Raw genomic sequence first — 24193 nt, 5'->3', positions numbered from 1 at the left:
GCTTTCCCAGCATAGCTACCTCTTGCCTCGCTCAAACAAAAATCCTACTTCGGTCGAATGATGACCAAACCGCTTCCTCCGCGTGCTCAGGCACGCCCCGTCACCCTTGAGACCCACGGCATTCATCGGCAGGACGATTACGCCTGGCTGAGAGCAGACAACTGGCAAGATGTCATGCGTGACGGCCGGGATGTGCTCGATGATGACATCGAGGCCTATCTCGACGCAGAAAACGCCTATCAGGACGCCATGATGGCGCCGACCAAGGAGCTGCAGGACACGCTCTTTGCCGAGATGCGCGGCCGGATCAAGGAAGACGACAGCTCGGTCCCCTCGCCCGACGGTCCCTACGCCTATGGCATCAAATATGTGACGGGCGGCCAGCATCCCAAATTCCTGCGCACCAAACGGGATGGATCAGGCGAGGAAATCCTTCTGGACGGCGACAAGGAAGCCGAGGGCAGAGCCTATTTCAAGTTTGGCGGCGCGGGTCATTCGGACGACCACAAGCTGCTGGCCTGGGGCTATGACGACAAGGGCTCCGAGTTTTACTCCCTGCAGATCCGTGATCTGGAAACCGGCCTGGACAGCGAGACGCGTATCGAGGACACCGCAGGCGGCGGCGTTTTCTCCGCCGATGGCAAATATCTGTTCTATGTGCGGCTCGATGACAATCACCGGCCGTCGAAACTCTTCAGACACGAAATCGGCACCGACCCGTCGGCCGACATTCTGGTGTTCGAGGAAGAGGATGCCGGGTTCTTCATGGGCGTTGGCAGGACCCAGTCCGGCGACACGATTTTGATCGACATTCACGATCACGAGACGTCGGAAGTCTGGACCATTCCGGCCCATAGCCCGCTGGATCCACCGCACCTGATCGCTCCGCGCGACACGGGCGTCGAGTACTCGGTCGAGGACAATGGCGACAGCTATTACATTCGCACCAACCTGGGTGATGCGGAAGATTTCAAGATTGTCACCGCCCCCAAGGCTACGCCAGGGCGCGAGTTCTGGGCAGATCTTGTTCCGCATGTGGCCGGCCGGCTGATCCTGTCTCACGGTCTCTTCAAGACCTTCATGGTGCGGCTTGAGCGCGAAAACGGATTGCCGCGCATCGTTATCCGCCGGCTTGCCGACAACATCGAGCACGAAATCTCCTTCGACGAAGAAGCCTATTCGCTCGGGCTGAGCGGTGGCTATGAATTCGACACGACGGACATTCGCTTCACCTACTCGTCCATGACCACGCCGAGCCGTGTCTTTGACTACAACGTCGAGACGCGTGAGCGCTTGTTGCGCAAGGAACAGGAAGTCCCGTCGGGTCACGATCCGGCCAGCTATGTCACCCGGCGCCTGCAGGCCCCGGCGGGTGATGGCGAGACCGTGCCGATCTCCCTTCTCTACCGAAAGGACACGGTTCTCGACGGCTCTGCCCCGTGCCTGCTCTATGGCTATGGGTCTTACGGCATGTCCATGCCCGCCAGCTTCAACACCAATGCGCTGTCGCTGGTGGACCGTGGATTTGTCTATGCCATCGCCCATGTTCGCGGTGGCAAGGAAAAGGGGTTCCGCTGGTACAAGGACGGACGCCGGGAGAACAAGAAGAACACGTTCACCGACTTCATCGCGGCGTCCAAGCACCTGTCATCGGAGCGCTTCACCTCTCATGACCGTATTGTCGCGCAGGGAGGCTCTGCCGGCGGCATGCTCATGGGCGCTGTCGCCAACATGGCGCCGGAAGCCTTTACGGGCATCATCGCCGAAGTTCCCTTCGTCGATGTCCTGGCCACCATGCTGGATGACACGCTGCCGCTGACGCCGCCGGAATGGCCCGAGTGGGGCAATCCGATCACCGACAAGGCAGCCTATGATTATATCGCCAGCTACTCGCCCTACGACAACGTTGCCGCGAAAGAGTATCCGGCGATCCTCGCTGTCGGCGGATTGACCGACCCGCGCGTGACCTACTGGGAGCCTGCGAAATGGGTGGCCAAGCTGCGCGCGACCAAGACGGGTGACAGCCTCTTGATGCTGAAGACCAACATGGAAGCGGGCCATGGCGGCGCGTCAGGCCGCTTCGACCGGCTGAAGGAAGTTGCCCTTGTGCAGGCCTTCGCACTGATGGTGACCGGTAAGGCCTAGGCTTGAAGCGACAAGCTGCCATCAGCAGCAGGTCGCGGCACACCCGGGCGACATTGCGAAATTGTGAAGAGCCGGCCGTTCTTTTTGGAGCGGCCGGCATTTCATTCACGGGCAAAAACACGCAATCTCCCGACAAATTGATCATGCATGAGGGGACACAAGATGATCGCAACGAAAACATCGCGCGGGAACTCATTTGCCTGCGTCGCACGCGAAGGCCTGGCGGCCAGCTTACTGGCCGCCACATTGCTCGCGTCGGTCGGTGGTACAACTGCTGCCGAGCTGCGCTGGTCATCGCCTACAGATCCGCAAACCATGGATCCGCATGCGGTCAACTCCGCACCTGTTCTCGGCTTCCTCAACAACGTCTATGAAGGCCTTGTCCGCCGCAACAAGGAGATGGCGATCGAGGGCTCGCTCGCAAAGAGCTTTGAGCCCGTCGGCGAAGACGGTTGGCGCTTCCATCTGCGCAAGGATGTCATCTTCCATGACGGCTCGGCCTTCAACGCAGAGGACGTTCTGTTTTCCTATCAGCGTGCGTCGTCGGAACAGTCCGACACCAGCTCCTGGTTTTCCCCGGTCAAGGAGGTGGTTGTCGTCGACGACTACACCGTCGACTTTCTGACCCACCGGCCGGACCCGATCTTTCCCGACTCCATCGCCAACTTCATGATCATGGACAAGGGCTGGTCCAAGGCCAACGGCACGGAACGGCCGGCACAGGAAACCGAGACTTTCGCAACGCTGAATGCAAACGGCACTGGTCCCTTCATGATCGTGAAGCGGGAACCCGGCGTCGAGACCGTTCTCGAACCCTTTGAGGGATGGTGGGACACGGCAGAGCACAATCTGACCAAGGCGACGTTCCTGCCCATCGCCAATCCGGCGACCGCCGTTGCCGGTCTACTCAGTGGCCAGGTCGACCTGATCAATCCGGTTCCGGTGCAGGACATTGACCGGATTGCGTCGCAAGATGGTCTGAAGCTGCACCAGGGCATTGAGGCGAGAGTGATCATGCTGGGCTTCGGCCACAGCCATGACGCGCTGAAATACTCCAAGGAAACAGAGGGCAAAAACCCCTTCCAGGATGTGAAGGTTCGCAAGGCCGCCCAACTGGCCATCGACGCCGAAGCGCTTGTCGACAAGATCATGCGCGGCAATGCGGAAGTTGCCAGTCAGCTGGTGAGCCCGCAGATGAAGGGCTACAGCAAGGCTGCCGAAGATCGCGCCAGCTTCGACCCTGATGCGGCCAAGGCGCTGCTTGCGGAAGCTGGCTACCCGGACGGTTTTTCCTTTGGCCTGATGTGCCCGAATGACCGCTACATCAACGATGAAGCGCTCTGCAAGGCGATGGCGGCCATGCTGACCAAGGTCGGCATGAAGGCCAACCTCACGGCCATGCCCGTGCGCAACTACTGGAAAGAGCTGCGCGCCGGCAACTACGACATGTATCTTCTCGGCTGGTCTCCGGGCACTTTCGACGCCGAACATCCGATCCGTTTTCTCGTCACCACGCCGAACACGGAAAAGAAGCTCGGCAGCTGGAATTTCGGTGGTTATTCGAACGCCGAGGTCGATGAACTCTTGCCCAAGATCCAGCGTGAAATTGATCCGGCCAAGCGCCAGTCGATGCTCGACGACATCGCTGTGACGGTCAAAGACGATGTGGTCTATGTGCCCTTGCACATTCAGCCGCTGCTGTGGGGCTCCAAGGCCAATATCGATCTGACCCAACGGGCGGACAACTTTGTGATGCTTCGCTGGATCCACATCGACTAGCGGTCAGTGCAAAACCTTGGGACCGCGCCCGCTCGCTTCCGGGCAATGAGTGCGGTCCCGTTTTCAATCTTGGCAAGCCAGCCAAAGGACGTTACGGATCACAGGTGCCGGGAGTGCAAAGCACCTCAGGCACGAGGCACATCGAAAACTGCGGAGAGTTGAGAATGGTTCCTTCCAAGATGGCGAAGATCTGCACTGCGGTCCTCGCGCTCGGCTTCCTCTCCGCATGCCAAATTCAGACCCCCAGCGACCTCCTCTTCGCCCCGACCTATGACACGCGCTATGTGCCGCACACCTACCAGACGAGGTACGACTGCAAGTCCTTCAAGGCAGCAGGCAACACCTCTGGATGGCGCGGGATCGTTGGCGGCAAAAAGTACGACTTCGACCGGACCTTCAACGTTTCGCGCGAAGGCTGCTTCAAGACCAGCCAGGAATGCCAAACCTTCCTGACCTATATGTCCGGATACATCGACTTCCCGATCTACAGCCGGTGCCAGCCGATCTGATTTTTCCTAGGATCGCGGCTCGCCACAGACAGGAACCTGTCCCTGCAGGACCGGCATCCTGCCAATGTGGGCCTGCATGAAGTCCCTCAGGCATTTTGCCCGCGCGCTCAGCAATCGACCTGTCGGCCAGATCGCAAAGGCTTCGCGATCCGGTCCCTGCCAATCGGTCAGGACACGGCACAACCGGCCGCTTTCGAGATCATCGACCATTTCACTTGCTGGCAGCAGGGCAATGCCCAGACCGTCGCGCGCCAACTGGCGGGCAAGACCGATGTCGTCCACCTGCGTTGTCGCCTCAAGTCGCATGGCTTCCGTGGAGCCGTCCCGTTTGTTGCGCATTGACCAGCGGGGCAGCCCGTTGACGGCGATGATCCGATGGGCAGAGAGGTCGGACAGGCGATCAGGCGTTCCATGCTCCGCCAGATACTCGCGAGAGGCAACGACAATGGTCGAAACCACGCCAAGGCGTCTCTGAAACAACTGAGAGTCCTGCTGTGGGCCGATACGCAGTGCCAAATCGACCTGCCCGTCATAAATGTCCTGCAACTTGTTGCCGAGGCGCAAATCCAGACGGATCTGAGGATGCCTTCGCACAAATGCTGACCACATGGGCTGCAGAATGCCGACCGAAACATTCGTCGGCGCCAGCACCGTCAGTTTGCCGCTGATTTGATGAAGTTCGGCGGACATGGCGCGGGTTGTCGCGTCAAATTGCTGAACAAGCTCCGCGTAGGCCTCAAAATAGGCCTCCCCCTCCGACGTCAGACTGAATTTGCGCGCCGAGCGATGGATCAACCGACACCCGAGCACATGCTCCAGTTTCTGTAGCCGGCGTGTCACCGTTGCGGCAGGCAACCCAAGCTCGACCGCAGCCGCCGCAAGGCCGCCGCTTCGAACAATGTGCACAAAGAGTGAGATGTCGTCCAACATGATTTCATTTATGGAATTTAATCATGATCAATTCAACATTTTTTCCACTTAATGAAATCGATAGAAGTGTCTTCGCCATTCAATTGCGAGGAACGGAGATCACATGGAAACGCTTTGGGTAAGTGCCGGCATCGAACTGACACCTGGGACTGATGCAGCAATCGCTGAACAGGCCTTGCAGCTGCTGATGGAAAAAACCTCTCGTGAACCGGGGTGCATCCTGTTCGAGATCCGTCAGCAAAAGGCTGACCCGTCCAAATTCACGCTTTGGGAATGCTGGGTGAACCAGGCGGCCTTGACAGCGCATTTTGAAGCGCAGCACACGCTCGACCATCTGGCGAAGAACTACACACAGGTGGCCTACATCGAGAAGCTGGGCAAGATCGGTGCGCATCGCACTGCGGCCAACAGCTGAGCACCGACGACAAGATGAAAACACGCCTCGTCTTTTCGGCGCTCATGTCCTTCTTCCTGTCGTTCTTGATGTCCGGCTGGGTCACCCTCATCAACCTGGGCTGGCACGACGGTTTCGCTGACCAATGGATGTCAGCGTTCCTGCTTGCCTGGCCCGCGGCCTTTTCGATCGCCTTCCTTCTCGGACCGCTCATTCAGGCGCTGACGGCACAAATCATCCGCCGCATCTGAGTCATCTCAAAAGGAAATTTGTCATGCCTCTCACCCGGATCAATCTTCCAGAGCTCGGTCTGCCGGTCGGGCCCTATAGCCACGCCGTACGGCACGGCGACACGCTTTATACTTCGGGTTTCACCGCCTTCGGAACCGGTGCCCAGTCCGCCTCCGCTTCAGCACAGGCAGCTGCCATATTCGACCAGCTTGAGCGCATTGCGACCAGCCAGGGATCTTCGATGGAAAAGCTGGTCAAGGTTACGGTGTTCATCACCGACCCCGCCAGCATCCCGTCGCTGCGCGATGCCCTCACTGAGCGCTACGCAGAACAGGTCCCGGCCAGCTCGATGGTGATCGTCAACGGTCTGTTTGCGCCAGAACTTGCGCTGGAGGTCGAAGCCATCTTCGCGCTCTGAGCTGGTCGCTGCTTGTCGGGACCGCGTTTTGCGTCAATTTGTGTCGGCGGCCGGAAGGGCCTGCAGGTAGGCGGCGATTGCCTCCCGGTCGCCAGCCGGCAATCTGGCCATGTTTTCCTGCACGGAGACCATCTCGCCGCCGACGCTGTCATACTCAGGGGTAAAGCCACTTTCGAGGTAGTAAGCGATGTCGGCGGCACTCCAACTGCCGATATCAGATTCCGGATCAAGTCCTGGCACCCTTCCCTCGCCGGAGGCTGCTGCCGCACCGGACATCCAACGAGACTTGTCCAGTCCGCCCATAAGATCGCGCGGCGTATGACATTCGCCGCAGTGCCCGGGTCCCTCGACCAGATAGCGGCCGCGCTGCCAGAGATCGGGATCAGCGTCGCTTCCCGCCGCCGGTGCAGACACCACTGGTTCGGAACTCAGATTCAAGAGCTTCCAAAGGCCAAGGCCGCGGCGAATATTGAAGGGGAACCCTAGTTCATGGGCCGCTGCCTTGCCGCTGACGGCTGGCAGAAACGTCATGAAGGCGTAAAGATCGGCGACATCAGACAAGGTCATCCGCGCATAGGAAGTATAGGGGAAGGCTGGGTAGAGATGGCTTCCTTGAGGAGACGTTCCTGTCAGCATGGCATTTGCGAAGTCGACTTTCGACCAGCCGCCGATGCCGTCCTCCTGATCGCTCGAAATATTCGGCGCGACAAAATCGCCGAAGGGCGTTTCCAGCTTGAGCCCGCCGCCCAGCAACAGCTTGTCGTCACCTGTCGCACCGGGTGCAGCATGACATGACGTACAGCCACCAGCCCAGAACAGCAGTTCCCCGTTCACAGGATCACCGGAGGGGAGATCCGCGATCTGCGTCTTCGACAGGGTTTCGGGCACAGTCAGTATCCAGCCTGCCGCAGCCCCTGCCAGACCAACGATCACGAGAATTGCGACAAGCTTTTTCAACGTCCTTATCCCTCAGGCGCTATTTCTTTACGCGGAAGGCCTCATGGCAGGACTTGCAGTTGCCGAAGACCGGACCCATCGCCGCCTTGAAGGCATCCACGTCCGCCGGTCCGCTCTTGCCAGACGCTGCCATCGCCGCGCCGGTCGTTTCAGAAAACTTGGCAAGAGCGGCTTCGAAACCTGCTGCGTCTTCCCAGATTTTCGGTGAGGCAGTGGTGTCACCCGCTTCCGATCCTGCCGGAAAGAAAGAGCCAAAGGAATGGGCGGATGCGTCCATGGCGGCAATAACCGCCTTGCCCGCGGCTGGGGTATAGGCAACTTCGCCCTTCATCATGCCGCCGCCAAGACCGGCTGCCGCACCAACAGACTGCATGATGGATTTTCTGATTTCGATCGGATCATCAGCCGCGATCACAGATGTCACACCGAGGGATGTCACGGCGGCGAGCGCCATTCCCAGTACCAGTTTACGCATTTCGCTCTCCTCTCCAAGAGAACTGAACACTGGCAATTATACCCGGACCGATCAAGCAAAGGATGACAGATCACGAGCCTGTGATCAGACATGAGATATAAACGAACCGCAATGGAAACACTGAAAAGAGAACAGGAATGCAAAAACCCCGGCGCGAGGGCCGGGGTTCTCGAAACGCGGAATTTCGATACCGATCAGGAAGCGGCTTCGTAAAGCTCGAGGACGTAGTCCCAGTTGATCAGATTGTCGACGAAGGCTTCGAGGTACTTCGGACGCGCGTTGCGGTAATCGATGTAATAGGAGTGTTCCCAAACGTCACAGCCAAGCAGTGGTGTTGCACCATGAACCAGCGGGTTTTCGCCGTTCGGGGTCTTCATCACTTCCAGCTTGCCGTCCTTGAGCGCCAACCAGGCCCAGCCGGAGCCGAACTGGGTCGCGCCAGCAGCCATGAAGTCTGCCTTGAACTTGTCGTAGCCGCCCAGATCGCTGTCGATCTTGGAAGCGAGAACGCCTGGGAGAGACGTGCCACCGCCGTCCTTCTTCATCCAGTTCCAGAAGTGCAGGTGGTTGTAATGCTGGCCCGCATTGTTGAAGAGGCCAGCGTTCTTGCCGAAGCTTTCCTTGACGATCTCTTCAAGAGTCTTGCCTTCAAGACCGCTGTCTTTCAGAAGATTGTTGCCGTTGGTGACATAGGCCTGATGGTGCTTGTCGTGGTGGAATTCCAACGTCTCGGCAGACATGTAGGGGCCGAGAGCATCATAGGCATAAGGCAGTGCGGGAAGTTCGAAAGACATAGCAAAACTCCTTTGGGTCCGGTGACCGGCGGAGGCTGTCAGGACCGATAGGGCCCCTTTCGTCTCCTCCGCTTCGAGGCGCAATTTAGGAGCCCCGAAGCGAGACGGCAATGTCCGAGTCGCGAAATAAAAAAATATTTTTGTTGTTTTTTCCCCCTTGCCGCCGCCTGCCCCAACTCATTGGCCGAGATTCAACGAGCTATTTCAGCCTTGACTCTTCTGGGACAATTGTCCTAATTCACTTTATAGGACAAGCGTCCTAAATGAATTTTCTTGGGTTCAGGTGATATTCGCATGAGCAAGCATTCAACGCGCGGCCAGATCGTAGAGGCGGCAGATGAGCTATTTTACAGCCAGGGCTTCGAGGCAACATCGTTTGCCGACATCGCCGGCGCGGTCCAGATTTCTCGCGGGAATTTCTACTATCACTTCAAATCGAAGGACGACATTCTGGACGCTGTCATCGATCGTCGCATCGCAAAAACACGCGAATTACTTGACCGCTGGGAGGCAGATGGAGATACGCCTGAAACACGGATTGGCTGCTTCATTCTGATCTTAGTCACCAACCAGTCGAAGATCATGGCCCATGGCTGCCCGGTCGGAACGCTCGCGATCGAACTGACGAAACTCTCCCACAATGCCCAACCACGGGCGAATGAGCTCTTCACCCTTTTCAATGACTGGCTCACTGGTCAATTCAGGGCACTCGGCCGCAAGAATGACGCCGAGGAGCTTGCCCTACACCTCGTTGCACGCAGTCAGGGCGTTGCAGTCCTCGCAAACGCCTTCAAGGATGAGAATTTCGTTCGGCGGGAGGTTGACGCGATGACCGACTGGGTTCGCACGCACATCCAAGCCGCCAACTAGGGAGTCCCCCAGTGTTTATCGTTTTTCTGAAATTCGCCGAGAACAAAGCCGCTGCCCCGCACTTTATGGAACAGCACAAGGCCTGGATCCAGAAAGGATTTGACGACGGAGTCTTTCTGCTTGTCGGCAGCTTGAAACCCAATGGCGGTGGCATGGTTCTGGCGCGCGGCTCTGATCGTGACGCGCTGCAAGCTCGCATCGATCAGGACCCCTTCGTGGTGGAGAAGGTCGTAAGCGCGGAAGTCACCGAGGTTGCGCCGAACAGGGCAGACGACAGTCTGGCGTTTCTGGTCGCCTGATCCGTACAGCGTGTTCAGCTGTCCTTTTTCCCAAAGGCACTGCGAATGGTCCGCTCGTCGAAATACTGCGGCACGACGCCCTCAACGGCGTAAATGTAAAGTGCAGCCTTCAAGATCGACGACAGGGTCGTGATAATCAACGTCGTCGCCGTGAACCAGAGAATGGCGGCGGCCCATAAGGAATAGGCAACCGACGGCTGATCCACAAAACGCACACCGCCGGCGGCGATCAACAAGAAACCGATGATGCCCGCCAGCGTACCCAGCCCGGCGAGACCAGCGTGGGAGGCCAATGCGGTTCCCCAGGTCTTGCGCATGGCCGAGACGGACCGTTTGACCGCTTCGATCGGTCCGACCCGGTCCACCACCAGCACTGGAATGGCGAAATAAATGGCGATGGCCCAAGCGGTCCCTATCGCACCGATGAACAGGCGCGCCAGTCCGTCGAACCGGCTTTCGATCATCTGGATGATGTAGCCGATGGTGGAGGCAAAGAGAGACCAGACGAAAATCTGGTGAATGTTGCGGCAAGAGGACCGCAGCCCGTCCATCACCGTCGGGTCCCCTCCGGCAAAGCGGATCATGGCGCAGGTCAGGAGCGCGGCGTTGAAGAAGATCACAATGAAGGAACAGGCGAAATAAATCAGAAAACCGCCAATGATGACCCGTGGGTCATTCTGGAAGTCGGCTTCGCTCTCAAAGGAATTGACGAAGGTCTCAAACTCACCTGAGGACCACATTGGCCAGAAGATGCCGCCAAGCAGACCGAATACGGCCAACGTGCTGAGAATTGGGAAGATCAGCATTTCCTTGTCCAGCATCAGCACTTTCCAGCAAATGCCACCAAGTGAAAACGCCGTTTCGATGCTCTTTGAAAATTTCTCAAACAATGAACTGCCCCCTAGTTCGGCAAGACCGACGACAGGAAACACCAAATTCGTTGTTTTTCCCTGAAGTCACTTCGAAGCGGCGGTGTTTCACGCTCCCGGCTCCCAAACGTCCATCCACAGAGAACACGGCACACGCAGGACCAATGCCGGCGATCGGCTTGCAGCCACATGCGGCCAACGCCACGCTTTGACCTCCCGCAGATCTGATTCGAAACGGTTTTCTCAATGTGCAGACGGTTTATATCGCGCTCGCGAGCGCTTTTTCTTGCGCTCGGCATCATTGTCATCCCGCTTCCTGCACTTGCAGACGGCACATCGGGTGGAAGCGTCCGCGTGATCGACGGGGACACCATCGAGTTTGGCCAGGAAAAGATCCGGCTGGACGGCATCGACGCACCGGAACTCGCTCAGTCCTGCAAGACCTCCGCCGGCAAGACCTGGCCCTGTGGAAAGGCCTCCCGGCGCTTTCTAGAGCGCCTGGTCGAGACCGGCCAGGTCACTTGTACGGGCGATCAGCATGATGCCTACGACCGGCGCATTGCGACCTGCCATGTGCGCGGCCGCAATCTAAACGCCGAGATGATCCGTTCAGGTCATGCGCTGGCCTTTCGCCGCTATTCCACGACTTATGTGATGGAAGAGGAAACCGCGCAGCTTGGGCAGAAGGGTCTTTGGGCAGGAACCTTCGAAGCGCCCTGGGACTACCGGGCGAAGAAATGGCAGGTTGCCAGTCAGGCCGTGCCAGAGAACTGTCCGATCAAAGGTAACATCTCCGCCAATGGCCGGATCTATCACACGCCGTGGTCACCGCATTACAACCGAACCCGGATCAACGAGGCGGCGGGCGAACGCTGGTTCTGCTCCGAAATCGAAGCCATAGCGGCCGGCTGGCGCCCGCCGGAATGACCTCCAAAGGTGAGTGAATTCACAGAAGTGTGATCGCTGTCACGCCGGCAAGGAGCGATTGGATCTAAATCATTTCTCACGGCGATTTCGCCGTTTCAAATCTTTTTGGGAGAAATGAAATGACCTTGAGAAAATCAATTTTGACATCGATCGCCGCCAGCGGCGTCATCCTTACTGCGTCCGCATTCAGCGCGACAGCAGGCCCTGGCATGGGATCAAACCTGGGCGAGTGCTATAACAACTGGGTTTCATGGTGTAACAGCACGACCCCCGGATATCCGAACCAATGCTATACTGATAGCTTGAAGCTCTGCGACGAGAAGCATGCGTCCGCGACAAGCCAGATCCCCGGTGCATCGCTGCAGGCCATGAAGTCGTCCAGTCTGCGCAAAGCCACGCGTAAGACGACAGTCGTGACACCGACCGCTTTGAAGCCAGCCCGCAGTACCAACTAAAATTGCCCGCTTTCGCGCTTCAAAAAGCCTTGCAACAGGACGCTGTTGCAAGGCTTTTGCGCGATCACTTGCCAGTTCCCATTGAGCAGGCCACACTCCGCCGGGTTCATTTCTTCAAGGTGCCCGCCCGCCAATGCCTCCTCGTTTTCCGTTGCATCTTCGCCTTGCCATTGGCGGCCTGTTGTCGCTTGCCGCAGCGATGGGCATCGGACGGTTCGTCTATACGCCGATCCTTCCCTTCATGGCGGAGGCGGTTCCCCTGGCGCCGAGCGAGGCGGGACTTGTCGCCGCGGCCAATTTCCTCGGCTATCTGATCGGCGCGCTCGCCGGGTCCTTTGGCCACCTTCCCGGTTCCAAGCGCAATTGGCTGCTCGGTGCGCTTTTCGCGAGCGCCTTGACGACGGCGGCAATGTCCCTGGACACCGGCTTGTTGGGCTTCTGCCTCTTCAGGTTCGCAGGCGGTTTTGCCAGCGCCTTCGCTATGGTGTTTTCCTCCGCCCTTGTCCTCGACGGGCTGACCCGGGCCGGCAAGCCCGGGTTCGCATCCCTACATTTCGCCGGAGTGGGATGCGGGATTGCGCTGTCCGCACTACTTATTTCCGGGCTTTCGCACGCTGGAAGCGACTGGCAGGACCTTTGGCTGTCGGCCGCCGCAGCCACATTGATCCTGCTCTTGGCCATTGTTCTGCTGCTTCCGGCAGAACTTCCAGAGACGTCCCATGCCTCGCAAACAGACACCAATGAGACGAGGGCACCAGACCGTTTTCCAGGTGCGCTTTGGCGACTGATCGCAGCTTATGGCCTGTTCGGCTTCGGCTATGTGGTGACGGCAACCTTCATTTCGGTGATCGTCAGGGCGGATGCCGGACTGAGCGGACTTGAAGAACTGGTCTGGCTCATTGTCGGCGTCACAGCTGCTCCCTCCATCTGGTTCTGGAGCAGGATCGGAGCGCGGGCGGGCGCCGCCACAGCGTTTTCTATCGCCTGTCTCGTGGAGGCGGTTGGCGTCACACTCAGCGTGTCTGGCGGCGGGCCGGTCCTCATGGTTCTGGCCGCGGCTCTCTTGGGGGCAACCTTCATGGGGATCACGGCGCTTGGTCTCATGGAGGCCCGAAAACTGACAACCGGTGACCCGCGCCGTATTCTCGCCTTGATGACCGCTAGCTTTGGACTCGGGCAAGTGATCGGTCCCTGGTTCGCCGGGGTTCTTTACGATCTTTCCGGAAATTTCCAGGCAGCCTCCCTTGCAGCAGCCGGAGCACTGGTCTTGGCCGCCGCATTGGGGTATCGGGGCACAAACAGTGAGGTTTCCCGTGACTGAAGAGAAAGACCAAACGGCTTCGAGCTGGGCCTCCCTCAAGGAGGAACTCGTCTCGGAAGGCAAGTCAGAGCTTGTCGAAGCGATCGAACTCCTGATTCAGGAAGGCCGGCGCATGGACGCCGCCCAGATTCTGAAGCACTTGAGCCGGCTCAGCCGGTACCACTAGAACTCAGCTGCATCCCCGCTATGCGTGGGAAAATTCCCAGTAGAGCTCACGCGCCTTGGACGCGATCGGCCCAGGCTGAAGATCACGCGTCTCGATGCGATTGACCGGCACGACCTTGTTGTAGTTCCCCGTCGAGAAGATTTCGTCCGCTTCCAGAAATTCGTCAAAGCCAAGCGTGCGCTCATGGACGTTGTAGCCAGCGTCACGCAAGAGCTTGATCACCCGTTGGCGGGTGATGCCATTGAGGAAGGTGCCGTTTGGGACCGGCGTATGAACCTCACCGGCCTTGGCCATGAAGATATTCGCCGAGGTCAGCTCCGCCACATTGCCCAGCATGTCGCAGACGACAGCGTTGTCAAAGCCCTTGCCCTTGGCTTCCACCATGGCCCTAGCGTTGTTGGGATAAAGGCATCCTGCCTTCGCATTGACCGGCATGCACTCCATGGTCGGACGACGGAAGCTCGAAAGGGTGATGCTGTTGGCTGCGCCCTTGCCGGACATGGGTGCATCAAAGACGCACATGCAAAAGCGCGTGCTGTCGGGATCTGCGGCGATCACACCCGGCCCGTCCGCCTCTGCCCAATACATCGGCTTGATGTAGAGCTGCTTGTCGGGGGAAAACTTCGCGGTGGCGTCGGAGCAAAGCTCCATCATCTCGCCAACCTGCATCGTCGGCTTGAGACCGAGCGCAACGGCGGAATCATTGACGCGCTGACAATGCAGATCGAGATCGGGCATCACACCCTCGAAGAACCGGGCACCATCGAACACACTGGACCCGAGCCAGGCCGCATGGGAGCGAGGCCCCATCATGGGCGGATTGCCCTCGTGCCATGTGCCGTCGATCCAGGTCCACGTCTCGCTCCAGCCGCTCATCGTCCCTTTGTCCTTTCGTGGTGATTTGCTGACCGGAGGAAACGCCCTGACGTCTTCCGCGTCAACACCCGTTCTCCTGGCGACACAAATTCAGCTATATAATTTCCCAGGCAGACAAAAATCTGAAAGTCTCAAACCGCATTTCACATGTAAGTGAAATTTCTTATGCGACAGGATACCGCGCGACCGGGTTCTTTCCGCTGGTGCGCGAATGGTAATATTTCACTATGCGCCAGCCGAAACTTCTGACCACATTACAAAGCTATTCAAAAGCCTCCTTCCTTGCCGACCTTCAGGCCGGCAGCACCGTCGCGATGGTGGCCATTCCCCTTAGCCTCGCGATTGCCATCGCCTCAGGCGCCGATCCGGCGACCGGTCTTTTCACGGCGATCATCGGCGGGTTCTTCATTTCCCTGCTTGGCGGAAGCCGGGTCCAGATCGGCGGGCCAACCGGCGCCTTCATCGTCGTGGTCTATGGCGTCATCGCCGAGCACGGCTTCGACGGCCTGGTGCTGGCGACGTTCATGGCAGGACTGCTCCTGATCATCGGCGGTTATTTCCGGGCGGGCAGCCTGATCGCCTTCGTCCCCGAGGCGGTGGTCAACGGATTTACGATCGGCATTGGCATCATCATCGGCACGAGCCAGCTGAAGGATTTCCTTGGCCTCACGGCCGAAAATGTGCCCGCCGAACTGATCGACAAGCTTGAAGTGCTTTGGGAGGCGCGCGACACGCTCAACCTGTCCGCCCTGGCAATCGCCTTTGCGACGCTCGTGCTGATCATCCTGCTGCGGCGCCTTGCACCGCGGTTTCCAGGGCTGATCGTTGCCGTCGCCGTCGGATCACTTTTGGTCGGCCTGTTCGCGCTGCCGGTGGACACGGTCGGCTCACGTTTTGGCGCCCTGCCCAGCGCCTTGCCTGTGCCCGCTTTGCCCGAGGTTTCCTGGGCACGGATCGTTGAGCTTTTCCCATCTGCCGTCGTGATTGCGTTTCTGGCCGGTGTTGAATCCCTCCTGTCCGCCCTCGTCGCCGATCGCATGATTGAGGGACACCACAGACCCAACGCCGAACTGACGGCCCAGGGCGTTGCCAACATCGCCTCAGCCCTGTTCGGCGGCCTGCCCGCGACGGGCGCTATCGCAAGGACGGCGACCAATATTCGCGCGGGCGGTCAGACCCCGGTCGCAGGTATCGTCCATGCCCTGGTGATCCTCGCGGTCCTGATGCTGGCGGCACCGCTTGCCGGCTACCTCGCCATGCCCGCGCTCGCAGCTCTTCTGGTTCTGACGGCCTGGAACATGAGCGAACCGCATAAATGGCGCGAATATGCCAGCGCGCCCATGGAGGACCGCCTGCTTCTGCTTTTGACGCTGGTCCTGACCGTGCTCGTCGATCTCACGGTGGCGATCGGGGTGGGCGTTTCAATCGGGCTCGCTCTGCGTCTCAGGGCGCGAAAGAATGTCGAAAGCGACTGGACACCTCCGGATAGATAATTCTCAAGTTGCGGGTTCCGGTCCCTGCCTCCCTGTTCCATAGTGCGAGCCGTCCCATGCGAACCGGAGCTTGCCTTGGAACAGCGCATCACCATGACCACCCTTGCCGTTGATGATCTGGCAGCGAGCCGCCAGTTCTTCGAGGACGGCCTCGGCTGGACAGCCGCGGAAGGCAGCAACGACCAGATCGCGTTCTATCAACTGCCCGGTTCCGCCTTTGCGCTCTACAGCCGCGCCGCGCTGGAAAAGGATCTTGGCCGCACGCTGTCCCGCGACACACTCGGCGGCATCACACTCGCGTGGAATGGCCGCAGCGAAGGTGAAGTCGACGCGGCGTTTGAACAGGCGGTTGCGGCAGGGGCAGAGGTCGTCACCCGCCCGGAAAAGACCTTCTGGGGCGGTTATTCAGGCTATGTCGCCATTCCCGGCGGCCATCTTCTGGAGATTGCCCACAATCCTTTCTGGACACTTGCCGGGGATGGCAGCGTATCGCTGACCGGCTGACCCAACGTATTTTTGCGGCCTCTGCGACCATAGTGGCGCCCTGTGCGGCTTGACGCGCCGTGGCGCGAGCTGTCATCTGACCGCATTGACGTCCTCATTCTGCTGGAGTTTTCCGATGGCTCATGCCGCTTACGTGTTTGACGCTTATGGCACCTTGTTCGATGTGCATGCGGCGGTCCGAAAGCACGCGGAGAAACTCGGGCCTGACGCCCAGGCGTTTTCCTTTGTCTGGCGGCAGAAGCAACTGGAGTATTCCTGGGTGCGCGCGCTCATGAAAAAGTACCAGGATTTCTGGGCGCTGACGGAACAGGCGCTTGATACCGCCTATGCGCTTTATCCGTCGGCAGACAGGTCCCTGCGAGATGATCTCCTGAACGCCTACTGGACGCTCGACTGCTACGCGGAAGTGCCGCAGGTGCTGACGGATCTCAAGGCCACCGGTGCGAAGATGGCGATCCTGTCCAACGGATCCCCGGCCATGCTGGATGCAGCTGTTCAAGCTGCAGGCCTCGCCGAACTGCTGGATGAAGTATTTTCCGTCGACGAGCTGAAGACCTACAAGACCGACGAGCGGACCTACGAAATGGTGACCAATCATTTCCGCATCTATCCCGATGCGGTCTCGTTCCAGTCCTCGAACCGTTGGGATGTGGCCGGCGCAACCGCATTCGGCTTCCGGACGGTCTGGATGAACCGCACCAACCAGCCGGATGAGTACACCGATCTTGCGCCCAATGCGGTCCTGAATGACCTAACGGGTCTCGCAGGCCTCGGCTAAGGCAGAAGAAGCGCAGATCTTCGACCAGGCTGCAAGTTCAAGCGGGCGTTTAGCCGCCTCCCGCGCAGCCTGTCTTGCTGCGCCACAAGCTTCGCACAATTTACAAGGCTTAGACCGGGAACCGCAGCCGTCTGTTGACCGGTTCCCCGCGCGTTCCGCGGCGGCTGCATGGCGACAAACCAGGCAGGACCCATGGACACCAAGCATCGTTTCAAGGAAGAAAGACACCATCCGCGCCGCCGCGCGCGCTTGCGGGGCGGCAAGCTCGCTGATCTCAAGGACAAATTCCTGACCGACTGCACGCTTTTTGATGTGTCCGAGGGAGGTGTCGGCCTTCTTGTGCCTGAAGACGTGATCCTCCCCCTCGAAGTGCTGCTTTACGACGACCGTGACAAGACCTTGGCGTTGGCAAGGATCTGCTGGCGCAATGGCAAGCAGATCGGCATCGCCTATGAAGTTCCGCCTGCCTCGGTGACGCTGTTCAAGGCGCAAAAACTGCAAGCCCTTCAATTCAGCCGCTATGCCGTGAGCGAGGACGAAGCCAGGTTCAAGAAAGACACTGAAGCTGAAGGTGGTCCGAAGAAAACCATCGCTTAGCGCTGACGCCCAGTTTCACAGCAGTCTCGAGCGCTGCAGGGTGATGAGGTTCAACCTCATGGCCTTGGTTGTCGCCATCAGGCGGTTCGTGACCTCAAGCTTCTTAAAGATGTTCGACCAGTGGAACCGGACGGCGGGCTCGGAAACCCCAATTTGATCTGCAATTTCGACGTCGGTCTTGCCCTCTGAAGCCCAACACAGAACCTCGCTCTCGCGATTTGTCAGCGCCGGACAGCCATCCGCCTTGTGAAAGCTCAAGAAGCGATCCTTAAAGACCGTGGCCAGCAGGTTGACCTCCGCGAGCTCGGAATAGCTTGGGTCCTTGATCACGTCGCGCCGCGAAAGTCCGACCCCTGATATTTCTCCAGAGCGGCTGACAAAGGGAATGCCGACCCCGTCGGCAAGACCTGCGTCCGCGGCCAGGTTCATCATGGTCTGTACTCGTTCACGCACGATGGGCGCGACGCGCTCGTCGGCGAGCTTTGTCCTGGTCGCCTCGCCCCAATAGAAAGCGGCCTGCTTCTTGAAGAGGTAGTAGACGACAGGATCGATGTCGAAGAGGGATTGCTCGCCGTAGAACTCCATCCAGTCGTCCGGATAGTTCGTCGTGAAGCCGTGCATCGCTGCGTGGTCAATGGATGGGTGATCGGTGATCAGCGTGAAACAGGCGTTGTCATAGCCGTAGTCCTGCACGGCAGAATAGAATATCTGGAACGCTTCTTCACCCGAAAGAGCATTCAGGATGCTTTCGACGTGCGCCCCAAGATCTGCCATGTCGCCCCCGACCTATCGAAAATGATAGCTACACCGTCAATACTCGCGATGGTAGCGTATTCTTGTTTTCGCCATCCGGCTCCAATATTTTTATTTTTTCGATGCGGCCAGTTTTCTGGCCGCATCTTTTTTTAACCTGACGCAGGTGCAAGATCGAAAGACGTGCAGGATTACTTCTATTCAGCTGCTTCCGCAGGCTCATACCCAAGCGCCGCGTTGAGTTTGGCAATCAGATCAACCGCGGCCTCTGCGATCACCGTTCCCGGTGGGAAAATCGCGGTCGCACCTGAGGCATAGAGCTCGTCGTAGTCCTGCGGCGGCACGACGCCACCGACCACGATCATGATGTCTTCGCGGCCCTCGTCCGCGAGCGCCTTCTTCAACGCCGGAACAAGCGTCAGATGGCCGGCGGCAAGCGACGACACACCAACCACATGGACATCGTTTTCGACCGCCTGGCGCGCGGCCTCTTCCGGCGTCTGGAACAGCGGGCCGATATCGACGTCGAAGCCGAGATCAGCAAAGGCGGATGCGATCACCTTCTGTCCGCGGTCATGGCCGTCCTGCCCCATCTTGGCGACGAGAATACGCGGCCTGCGGCCGTCGTTTTCCTCAAAGGCCTCGACGAGCTTCAGAACCCTCTCGATGGTATCGGACATGGCGCCTGCCTCCCGCTTGTAGACACCCGAGATCGACTTGATCTCAGCCTTGTGGCGACCGAAGACCTTTTCCATCGCCAGGCTGATTTCACCAACCGTCGCCATGGCCCTTGCGGCCTTGACGGAAAGATCAAGCAGATTGCCCTGCCCTGTCTTTGCGCCTTCGGTCAGCGCCTCGAGCGCCGCCTGTGTCTCGGCCTCGTTGCGCTCAGCGCGCAGGCGCTCGAGCTTCGCAAGCTGCTGCGCCCGGACGTCTGCATTGTCGACCTTCAGGACGTCGATCGGCTGTTCGCTGGTCGGCTTGTACTTGTTGACACCAACCACGGTCTGCGCTCCGCTGTCGATCCGCGCCTGGGTCTTGGCGGCCGCCTCCTCGATCCGAAGCTTGGGAATGCCCTTTTCGATCGCCTTGGCCATGCCGCCGAGGTCCTCGACCTCGCGGATATGAGCCAGGGCCTTTTCCGCCAGATCGTTGGTGAGTTTCTCGACATAGAACGAGCCACCCCAGGGGTCGATGACCGATGTGGTGCCGCTTTCCTGCTGCAGGAACAGCTGGGTGTTGCGGGCAATGCGCGCGGAGAAGTCCGTCGGCAGCGCCAGCGCTTCGTCCAGTGCGTTGGTGTGCAGGGACTGGGTGTGCCCCTGTGTTGCCGCCATGGCCTCGACACAGGTGCGAATGACGTTGTTGAAGACATCCTGTGCCGTCAACGACCAGCCCGAGGTCTGGGAATGGGTGCGCAGCGACAGGGATTTCGGGTTTTGCGGCTGGAAATTCTCCTGCATCAGGGTCGCCCAGATCAGGCGCGCCGCGCGCAGCTTGGCGACTTCCATGAAGAAGTTCATGCCGATGGCCCAGAAGAACGACAGACGGGGTGCAAATTTGTCGATGTCCATGCCCGCAGCCACACCGGCGCGGGCATATTCGATTCCGTCGGCAATCGTATAGGCCAGCTCCAGGTCCGCCGTCGCACCGGCTTCCTGCATGTGGTAGCCGGAGATCGAGATCGAATTGTACCGTGGCATGTTCGCACTGGTGTAAGCGAAGATGTCGGAGATGATCCTCATCGAATCCTTTGGTGGATAGATGTAGGTGTTACGGACCATGAACTCCTTCAGAATGTCATTCTGAATGGTGCCTGAAAGATCAGCCTGAGCAACGCCCTGCTCCTCCGCCGCAACGATATAGAGCGCCAGCACAGGCAGAACCGCGCCGTTCATGGTCATGGACACACTCATCTTGTCGAGCGGGATGCCCGAGAAGAGGGTCCTCATGTCGTAGATGGAGTCGATCGCCACACCAGCCATGCCGACATCGCCTGCAACGCGCGGGTGATCGCTGTCATAGCCCCGGTGCGTCGCCAGATCGAAGGCAACCGAGAGGCCTTTCTGACCAGCGGCAAGGTTGCGCCTGTAAAAGGCGCTGGAAGCTTCTGCCGTCGAGAAACCAGCATACTGACGAACCGTCCAGGGCTGCTGGACGTACATGGTCGGATAAGGGCCACGCATAAACGGCGGCAGCCCGGGCCAGGTGTCGAGATGAGCCAGCTCGGCCGTGTCCTCAGCTGTATAGACGCCAGGCACGTCGATATCTTCAGGCGTAAGCCAGGGTTCAGCGCTTCCCGCCTCCGCCTTGCCGAGGACATCCTTGAAAGCGACCTTGGAGAAATCAGGGATCGTGGTCATGCCAAAGCCTCCTCACCTGGCGCCATTCCCAAACGGGTATGAAGCTCCTGCAGCAGTTCCAGAAGATTACCGCCTGCATATATATATGTATCGACCCCTGCAGCCTGCAGGTCCGCCTCCAGATCACCAGGCTTTCCGGCCAGATAAAGATGCTCTGCGCCTGCAGCCTTGAACGCCTTCGCCGCGTCGACAGCCTGGTCCTGATAAACGCTGTCAGACGAAACGAGGCAGGCAATGCGTGCATCAGACGCCTTGAAGGCCTCTATCAAGTCTTCAAGGCTGTCCATAGCCTCGCCGCCGAGGCTGTGGATGCCTCCAGCTGCGAAGGCATTGGATACCCAGCTCGCCCTTGCGGTGAACTGTGCAAGCGGTCCAAGGCACGCCAGGAAGATCTGGGGCGGACCGCCTGCATTGGTGTCCGCCCGGTCCCGAAGCTGCTCAAACGGCTCTGCCAGACGCATGCGGCGAAGGGGGGTGATCGAAAAGGCCGCCGTGTCAGACATGGCCAGAGGCAGAAGGCCGGCGATGGTCGCCCCATTGGCAAAAGCCGTGCACATGGACCGAAACCGCTCGCCCGTGGCTGAATCGGAAACCTCGACTGCGGCGCCAAGTCCTTCCAGCTCGACCGACTGACCCTCGAGAACCGCAACAGGCTTTTCGTCCAGCGAAGGAAACTCGCTTACGCCGGTGATCGGTCGTTTGCGCCGGGCGACATCAAGATTGCGCTGGCTGGCGGCCGAACTGATCTTTTCAATGAGTGTGCCGCTGGCGAGTGCCTCGAAGATCCCGCCTTCGGCCTCTATCTCCTGCAGCCTTGCCCATGCGCTGTACACAAGAGCCTCTGTTCGCGCCTCGATAGCGCCAGACCCTGCAGAAGGGTCCGCCACCATATGAAGCTGGCTTTCTTCGAGAAGAATTGACTGGGTGTTGCGCGCAAGACGCCGGGCAAAGCCGTCGGGCAAGCCGATTGACCGCGTGTGGGGAAGCACGGTTATGCCGTCTGCGCCGCCGATGCCGGCCGCAAATGTGGCCACCGTGTTGCGAAGAAGGTTTACCCAGGGATCCACATCGGTGAGCATGCGGAAAGAGGTTTGCATGTGAAGCTTCAACGGTGTCTGCGGAAGACCACAAGCATCCAGGATCGAGGCCCAGATGCGGCGGGCCGCCCTTGCCTTTGCAATCGTGCCGATCTGATCCGCGTCCGCGGTCAGCACAACCGACAAGTGGTTTTGCCAGTTCGCAACCGGTATCTCGCGGCTGGAAAGAGCGCGCATATAGGCGATGCTGGTCGCCATGGTGCAAGCCAGTTCCTCGGCGGCTCCAGCGCCCCCGCCATGCCAGACCCGTCCGTCCGCGCCGAAGCAACAGCTGTTCGCCCCCATCTGCTCAAGCGCGTTGATCGCATCGCCAAAACGCGCCCAGTGCTCTTCAAGCGGCAGGTTCAAACGACCGGATGACGCAAGTCGTGATGCCGGGTCGTTGCCGAGGTTGATTTCGACGCGCGCCGGATCAATCGCCTTTTTCTCGAGATAGGCGATCAACATGGCCAGGAAGCCGTTGCCGGCATAACCGGCAGAGATACGGAGCTTGATCAGGTCGAGATAGACCCCGTCGAGCAAGGTCTCCATGTCGGCAAGGGAATTGACACGAACGCCTGAGCTACCCTCGGTGGTCTCGGCCGTTTCGAAAATCAGCTCCAGACCATCTGCGCCACCTTCGAGATCCTCGTGGATCTGGCGATTGGCGCTTGCCGCGTCGGGGATATCGATCCGCTGAAAAACAGTCCATGGCTGCTGCGCCGCGCGCGCCTTTCTAGGCTCGACATCAGCACGCCTATTATAAAGAGGGGCGATGTCGATCCCCTCGTCGGTTTTGCCATGAAGTTTTGTCCTCGGCGCGCCCTTTAGAGCTCTATCGACTGCGGCCAGCCAAGCGTCTTCCGACTGAGACAAAAAGTTCTGGGGTAAGTTCAACGTCATCTCGATCTCCCAATGCCCTCCGTTTTAGTCCCTGACGGGAAGGCAAGGCAACTCAGCAGATCGGTTAAGGCTGCGGGCGGGGTCCGGATCGCGAGAAACACGCCGATGGTGACACCAGCGACTTCCACCTCGGCAGAATCACTCAAAACCCATCTGCCCGAATGCTTCGTCTCCAGGATTCGCAGCGGCTTGATTTGGTAAATGAAACCTTTCCAAACTACCGCAGGGACAGCGCTATTTTTGCCAGTGGTATTCCGTGTGAAACAAATGGACAAAAAACTGGCGTGACAGGCCAAGTTTGAGCACTTTAAGTGATGGCATGCAGGATATTTCTAATGTAACTTCTACATACTGCCGCATGGGAAAGTAACAACCTATGCAACGCATAAACCAAAAACAACTTAAAAGGTGAGGAAAGGAACCAACAAAAAAGCTCCAACAAATCCCATCTGCAGTACATTGCTAAGAAATCGTAAAAATACGACTAGCGCTGAACTGCACAAAGCGAAATTAAATCGCTATAACAACGGATGTGCACAATGCTTGATCAAACCGAACTCAAGAACAAACTGCGCGCAATTGCGGAAGCCAACGCCGCTCATCACGTGCTTGATATTCTGGAATCCAACCTGCGCCGCATGGGAGCGACCCACGTTCTCGTTACCGGCCTCCCTATGCCGAACAGACCGATCGACAGTCTTGTTCATCGCTTCCGCTGGCCCGATCAGCGCAACGACGGCATCGAAAGCACCTCTCTTTCCGCCAATGACAGTGCATTGATGCTGGGCCTTGCGTCCAACCGTGCCAAGGTCTGGAACATTTCCGCTGGCGACATGGAGCATTCCGATCTGCTGGCCGCCGCTGGTGAAGGCAATCAGGTTGTCATCGTTCCGGTGACCGAGCTGCATCCTTTCCAGGCGTTTGTGTTTGCAGCAGGCCCATCGATCCAGGCGACCAAGTGGGAACTGAACGCTCTTGAACTTCTGTCAGGTGCCGCTCTCGCCCGCCTTCGCGATCTGGGCGTCGTCTCTGGCCAGCGTCCCGGCGCACTTTCGACCCGCGAACGCCGCGTTCTCGAGCTGACCGCATTCGGCAAGACCGCTGGTGAAATCGCGGATGTTCTCGAGATCTCACAGCGGACCGTGCATGCGCACCTGCAGAACGCAAGCGTCAAGCTGAACGCCTCGAACAAGACACACACTGTCGTCGAAGCGCTTCGCTACGGTCAAATTCGGGTCTGATCCGAAAACGGTGACTGCCAGCGGCTTCATGTGATTGCGCGCTGGCTTCCAAAGAACCAGGGCAAAGAAG

At 58.8% G+C, this 24193-nt stretch carries 26 protein-coding genes; 17 read left to right on the top strand and 9 right to left on the bottom strand.

Going from position 1 to position 24193, the window contains the following annotated elements:
- Window positions 1-60: 60 nt before the first annotated feature.
- From IG617_RS00775 to IG617_RS00765, 3 genes are all read left to right on the top strand, one after another.
- Window positions 61-2145 carry a S9 family peptidase gene (locus IG617_RS00775; RefSeq protein ID WP_192106439.1) on the top strand — a complete coding sequence of 695 codons (2085 nt, stop codon included), beginning with the start codon at window positions 61-63 and terminating at the stop codon, window positions 2143-2145.
- Window positions 2146-2307: 162 nt separating this feature from the next.
- Entirely contained in the window at window positions 2308-3924 is a 1617-nt protein-coding gene (locus IG617_RS00770) for an ABC transporter substrate-binding protein (protein WP_192106437.1), read from the top strand.
- A gap of 164 nt (window positions 3925-4088) precedes the next feature.
- Window positions 4089-4433, top strand: a complete 345-nt coding sequence (locus IG617_RS00765) for a hypothetical protein (RefSeq protein WP_192106435.1) — start codon at window positions 4089-4091, stop codon at window positions 4431-4433.
- 6 nt (window positions 4434-4439) lie between these two features.
- Here the strand turns inward: IG617_RS00765 and IG617_RS00760 are convergent, their stop codons facing one another.
- Window positions 4440-5363, bottom strand: coding sequence for a LysR family transcriptional regulator (locus tag IG617_RS00760; protein ID WP_192106432.1), 924 nt, complete (start codon window positions 5361-5363; stop codon window positions 4440-4442).
- Window positions 5364-5466: 103 nt separating this feature from the next.
- On the opposite strand from IG617_RS00760, the gene IG617_RS00755 reads away from it, so the two are divergent.
- Genes IG617_RS00755 through IG617_RS00745 form a run of 3 tightly spaced genes read left to right on the top strand, consistent with a single transcriptional unit; the run spans window position 5467 to window position 6406 of the window.
- Window positions 5467-5778, top strand: a complete 312-nt coding sequence (locus IG617_RS00755; protein ID WP_192106429.1) for a putative quinol monooxygenase — start codon at window positions 5467-5469, stop codon at window positions 5776-5778.
- A gap of 14 nt (window positions 5779-5792) precedes the next feature.
- On the top strand, window positions 5793-6008 hold the full coding sequence (locus tag IG617_RS00750) for a DUF2798 domain-containing protein (protein WP_192106427.1): 216 nt from the start codon (window positions 5793-5795) through the stop codon (window positions 6006-6008).
- Window positions 6009-6031: 23 nt separating this feature from the next.
- Window positions 6032-6406 (top strand): RidA family protein, encoded by a 375-nt coding sequence (locus tag IG617_RS00745; RefSeq protein ID WP_192106425.1) that lies wholly within the window; start codon window positions 6032-6034, stop codon window positions 6404-6406.
- 33 nt (window positions 6407-6439) lie between these two features.
- On the opposite strand, the gene IG617_RS00740 is transcribed toward IG617_RS00745, so the two are convergent.
- The 3 genes from IG617_RS00740 to IG617_RS00730 all read right to left on the bottom strand — a co-directional run bounded on the left by IG617_RS00740 (window position 6440) and on the right by IG617_RS00730 (window position 8632).
- A complete protein-coding gene (locus tag IG617_RS00740; protein WP_192107328.1) occupies window positions 6440-7372 on the bottom strand; it encodes a c-type cytochrome in 933 nt (310 codons plus the stop codon).
- A gap of 10 nt (window positions 7373-7382) precedes the next feature.
- Window positions 7383-7838 (bottom strand): c-type cytochrome, encoded by a 456-nt coding sequence (locus IG617_RS00735; protein WP_192106423.1) that lies wholly within the window; start codon window positions 7836-7838, stop codon window positions 7383-7385.
- A gap of 194 nt (window positions 7839-8032) precedes the next feature.
- Window positions 8033-8632 carry a superoxide dismutase gene (locus tag IG617_RS00730; protein ID WP_153769847.1) on the bottom strand — a complete coding sequence of 200 codons (600 nt, stop codon included), beginning with the start codon at window positions 8630-8632 and terminating at the stop codon, window positions 8033-8035.
- A 294-nt stretch (window positions 8633-8926) separates the two neighbouring features.
- Between IG617_RS00730 and IG617_RS00725 the strand changes: the two genes are divergently transcribed.
- A complete protein-coding gene (locus IG617_RS00725) occupies window positions 8927-9502 on the top strand; it encodes a TetR/AcrR family transcriptional regulator (RefSeq protein ID WP_192106421.1) in 576 nt (191 codons plus the stop codon).
- Window positions 9503-9513: 11 nt separating this feature from the next.
- Window positions 9514-9801, top strand: a complete 288-nt coding sequence (locus IG617_RS00720) for a YciI family protein (RefSeq protein WP_192106419.1) — start codon at window positions 9514-9516, stop codon at window positions 9799-9801.
- Between the two features lie 14 nt (window positions 9802-9815).
- On the opposite strand, the gene IG617_RS00715 is transcribed toward IG617_RS00720, so the two are convergent.
- Window positions 9816-10691 carry a DUF6159 family protein gene (locus IG617_RS00715; protein WP_192106417.1) on the bottom strand — a complete coding sequence of 292 codons (876 nt, stop codon included), beginning with the start codon at window positions 10689-10691 and terminating at the stop codon, window positions 9816-9818.
- A 225-nt stretch (window positions 10692-10916) separates the two neighbouring features.
- On the opposite strand from IG617_RS00715, the gene IG617_RS00710 reads away from it, so the two are divergent.
- The 4 genes from IG617_RS00710 (at window position 10917) to IG617_RS00695 (ending at window position 13539) form a co-directional block, all read left to right on the top strand.
- Window positions 10917-11597, top strand: coding sequence for a thermonuclease family protein (locus IG617_RS00710; RefSeq protein ID WP_192106414.1), 681 nt, complete (start codon window positions 10917-10919; stop codon window positions 11595-11597).
- Window positions 11598-11716: 119 nt separating this feature from the next.
- Complete coding sequence (locus tag IG617_RS00705) at window positions 11717-12052, top strand: hypothetical protein (protein WP_192106412.1); 336 nt, start codon at window positions 11717-11719, stop codon at window positions 12050-12052.
- A 133-nt stretch (window positions 12053-12185) separates the two neighbouring features.
- Window positions 12186-13373, top strand: a complete 1188-nt coding sequence (locus IG617_RS00700; protein ID WP_209008185.1) for a YbfB/YjiJ family MFS transporter — start codon at window positions 12186-12188, stop codon at window positions 13371-13373.
- On the top strand, window positions 13366-13539 hold the full coding sequence (locus IG617_RS00695) for a hypothetical protein (protein WP_192106410.1): 174 nt from the start codon (window positions 13366-13368) through the stop codon (window positions 13537-13539). The genes IG617_RS00700 and IG617_RS00695 overlap by 8 nt, the downstream gene beginning before the upstream one ends.
- Window positions 13540-13557: 18 nt before the next feature.
- Here IG617_RS00695 and IG617_RS00690 read toward each other — a convergent pair whose 3' ends face one another.
- Complete coding sequence (locus tag IG617_RS00690) at window positions 13558-14415, bottom strand: branched-chain amino acid aminotransferase (protein ID WP_192106408.1); 858 nt, start codon at window positions 14413-14415, stop codon at window positions 13558-13560.
- A gap of 227 nt (window positions 14416-14642) precedes the next feature.
- Between IG617_RS00690 and IG617_RS00685 the strand changes: the two genes are divergently transcribed.
- The 4 genes from IG617_RS00685 to IG617_RS00670 all read left to right on the top strand — a co-directional run bounded on the left by IG617_RS00685 (window position 14643) and on the right by IG617_RS00670 (window position 17787).
- A complete protein-coding gene (locus IG617_RS00685; RefSeq protein WP_192106407.1) occupies window positions 14643-15908 on the top strand; it encodes a SulP family inorganic anion transporter in 1266 nt (421 codons plus the stop codon).
- A gap of 75 nt (window positions 15909-15983) precedes the next feature.
- On the top strand, window positions 15984-16412 hold the full coding sequence (locus IG617_RS00680; protein ID WP_216859542.1) for a VOC family protein: 429 nt from the start codon (window positions 15984-15986) through the stop codon (window positions 16410-16412).
- Between the two features lie 115 nt (window positions 16413-16527).
- The gene (locus tag IG617_RS00675) at window positions 16528-17190 is read left to right on the top strand and encodes a haloacid dehalogenase type II (RefSeq protein WP_192106404.1); all 663 of its coding nucleotides are present in this window, start codon (window positions 16528-16530) and stop codon (window positions 17188-17190) included.
- A 192-nt stretch (window positions 17191-17382) separates the two neighbouring features.
- Complete coding sequence (locus IG617_RS00670; protein WP_192106402.1) at window positions 17383-17787, top strand: PilZ domain-containing protein; 405 nt, start codon at window positions 17383-17385, stop codon at window positions 17785-17787.
- Window positions 17788-17802: 15 nt separating this feature from the next.
- Here the strand turns inward: IG617_RS00670 and IG617_RS00665 are convergent, their stop codons facing one another.
- The 3 genes from IG617_RS00665 to IG617_RS00655 all read right to left on the bottom strand — a co-directional run bounded on the left by IG617_RS00665 (window position 17803) and on the right by IG617_RS00655 (window position 22882).
- Entirely contained in the window at window positions 17803-18561 is a 759-nt protein-coding gene (locus IG617_RS00665; protein ID WP_192106400.1) for a helix-turn-helix transcriptional regulator, read from the bottom strand.
- Between the two features lie 176 nt (window positions 18562-18737).
- Window positions 18738-20903, bottom strand: a complete 2166-nt coding sequence (gene scpA / locus IG617_RS00660) for a methylmalonyl-CoA mutase (RefSeq protein ID WP_192106398.1) — start codon at window positions 20901-20903, stop codon at window positions 18738-18740.
- Complete coding sequence (locus tag IG617_RS00655) at window positions 20900-22882, bottom strand: methylmalonyl-CoA mutase family protein (RefSeq protein WP_192106395.1); 1983 nt, start codon at window positions 22880-22882, stop codon at window positions 20900-20902. The genes scpA and IG617_RS00655 overlap by 4 nt, the downstream gene beginning before the upstream one ends.
- A gap of 539 nt (window positions 22883-23421) precedes the next feature.
- Here IG617_RS00655 and IG617_RS21510 point away from each other — a divergent pair.
- On the top strand, window positions 23422-24123 hold the full coding sequence (locus tag IG617_RS21510) for a helix-turn-helix transcriptional regulator (protein ID WP_192106393.1): 702 nt from the start codon (window positions 23422-23424) through the stop codon (window positions 24121-24123).
- Window positions 24124-24193: the final 70 nt, after the last annotated feature.

The sequence above is a fragment of the Roseibium polysiphoniae genome (assembly GCF_014842925.1).
Classification (GTDB): domain Bacteria; phylum Pseudomonadota; class Alphaproteobacteria; order Rhizobiales; family Stappiaceae; genus Roseibium; species Roseibium polysiphoniae.
The sequence above is the reverse complement of the archived record's forward strand: the minus strand, read 5'-3'. Positions and strand labels throughout refer to the sequence as shown.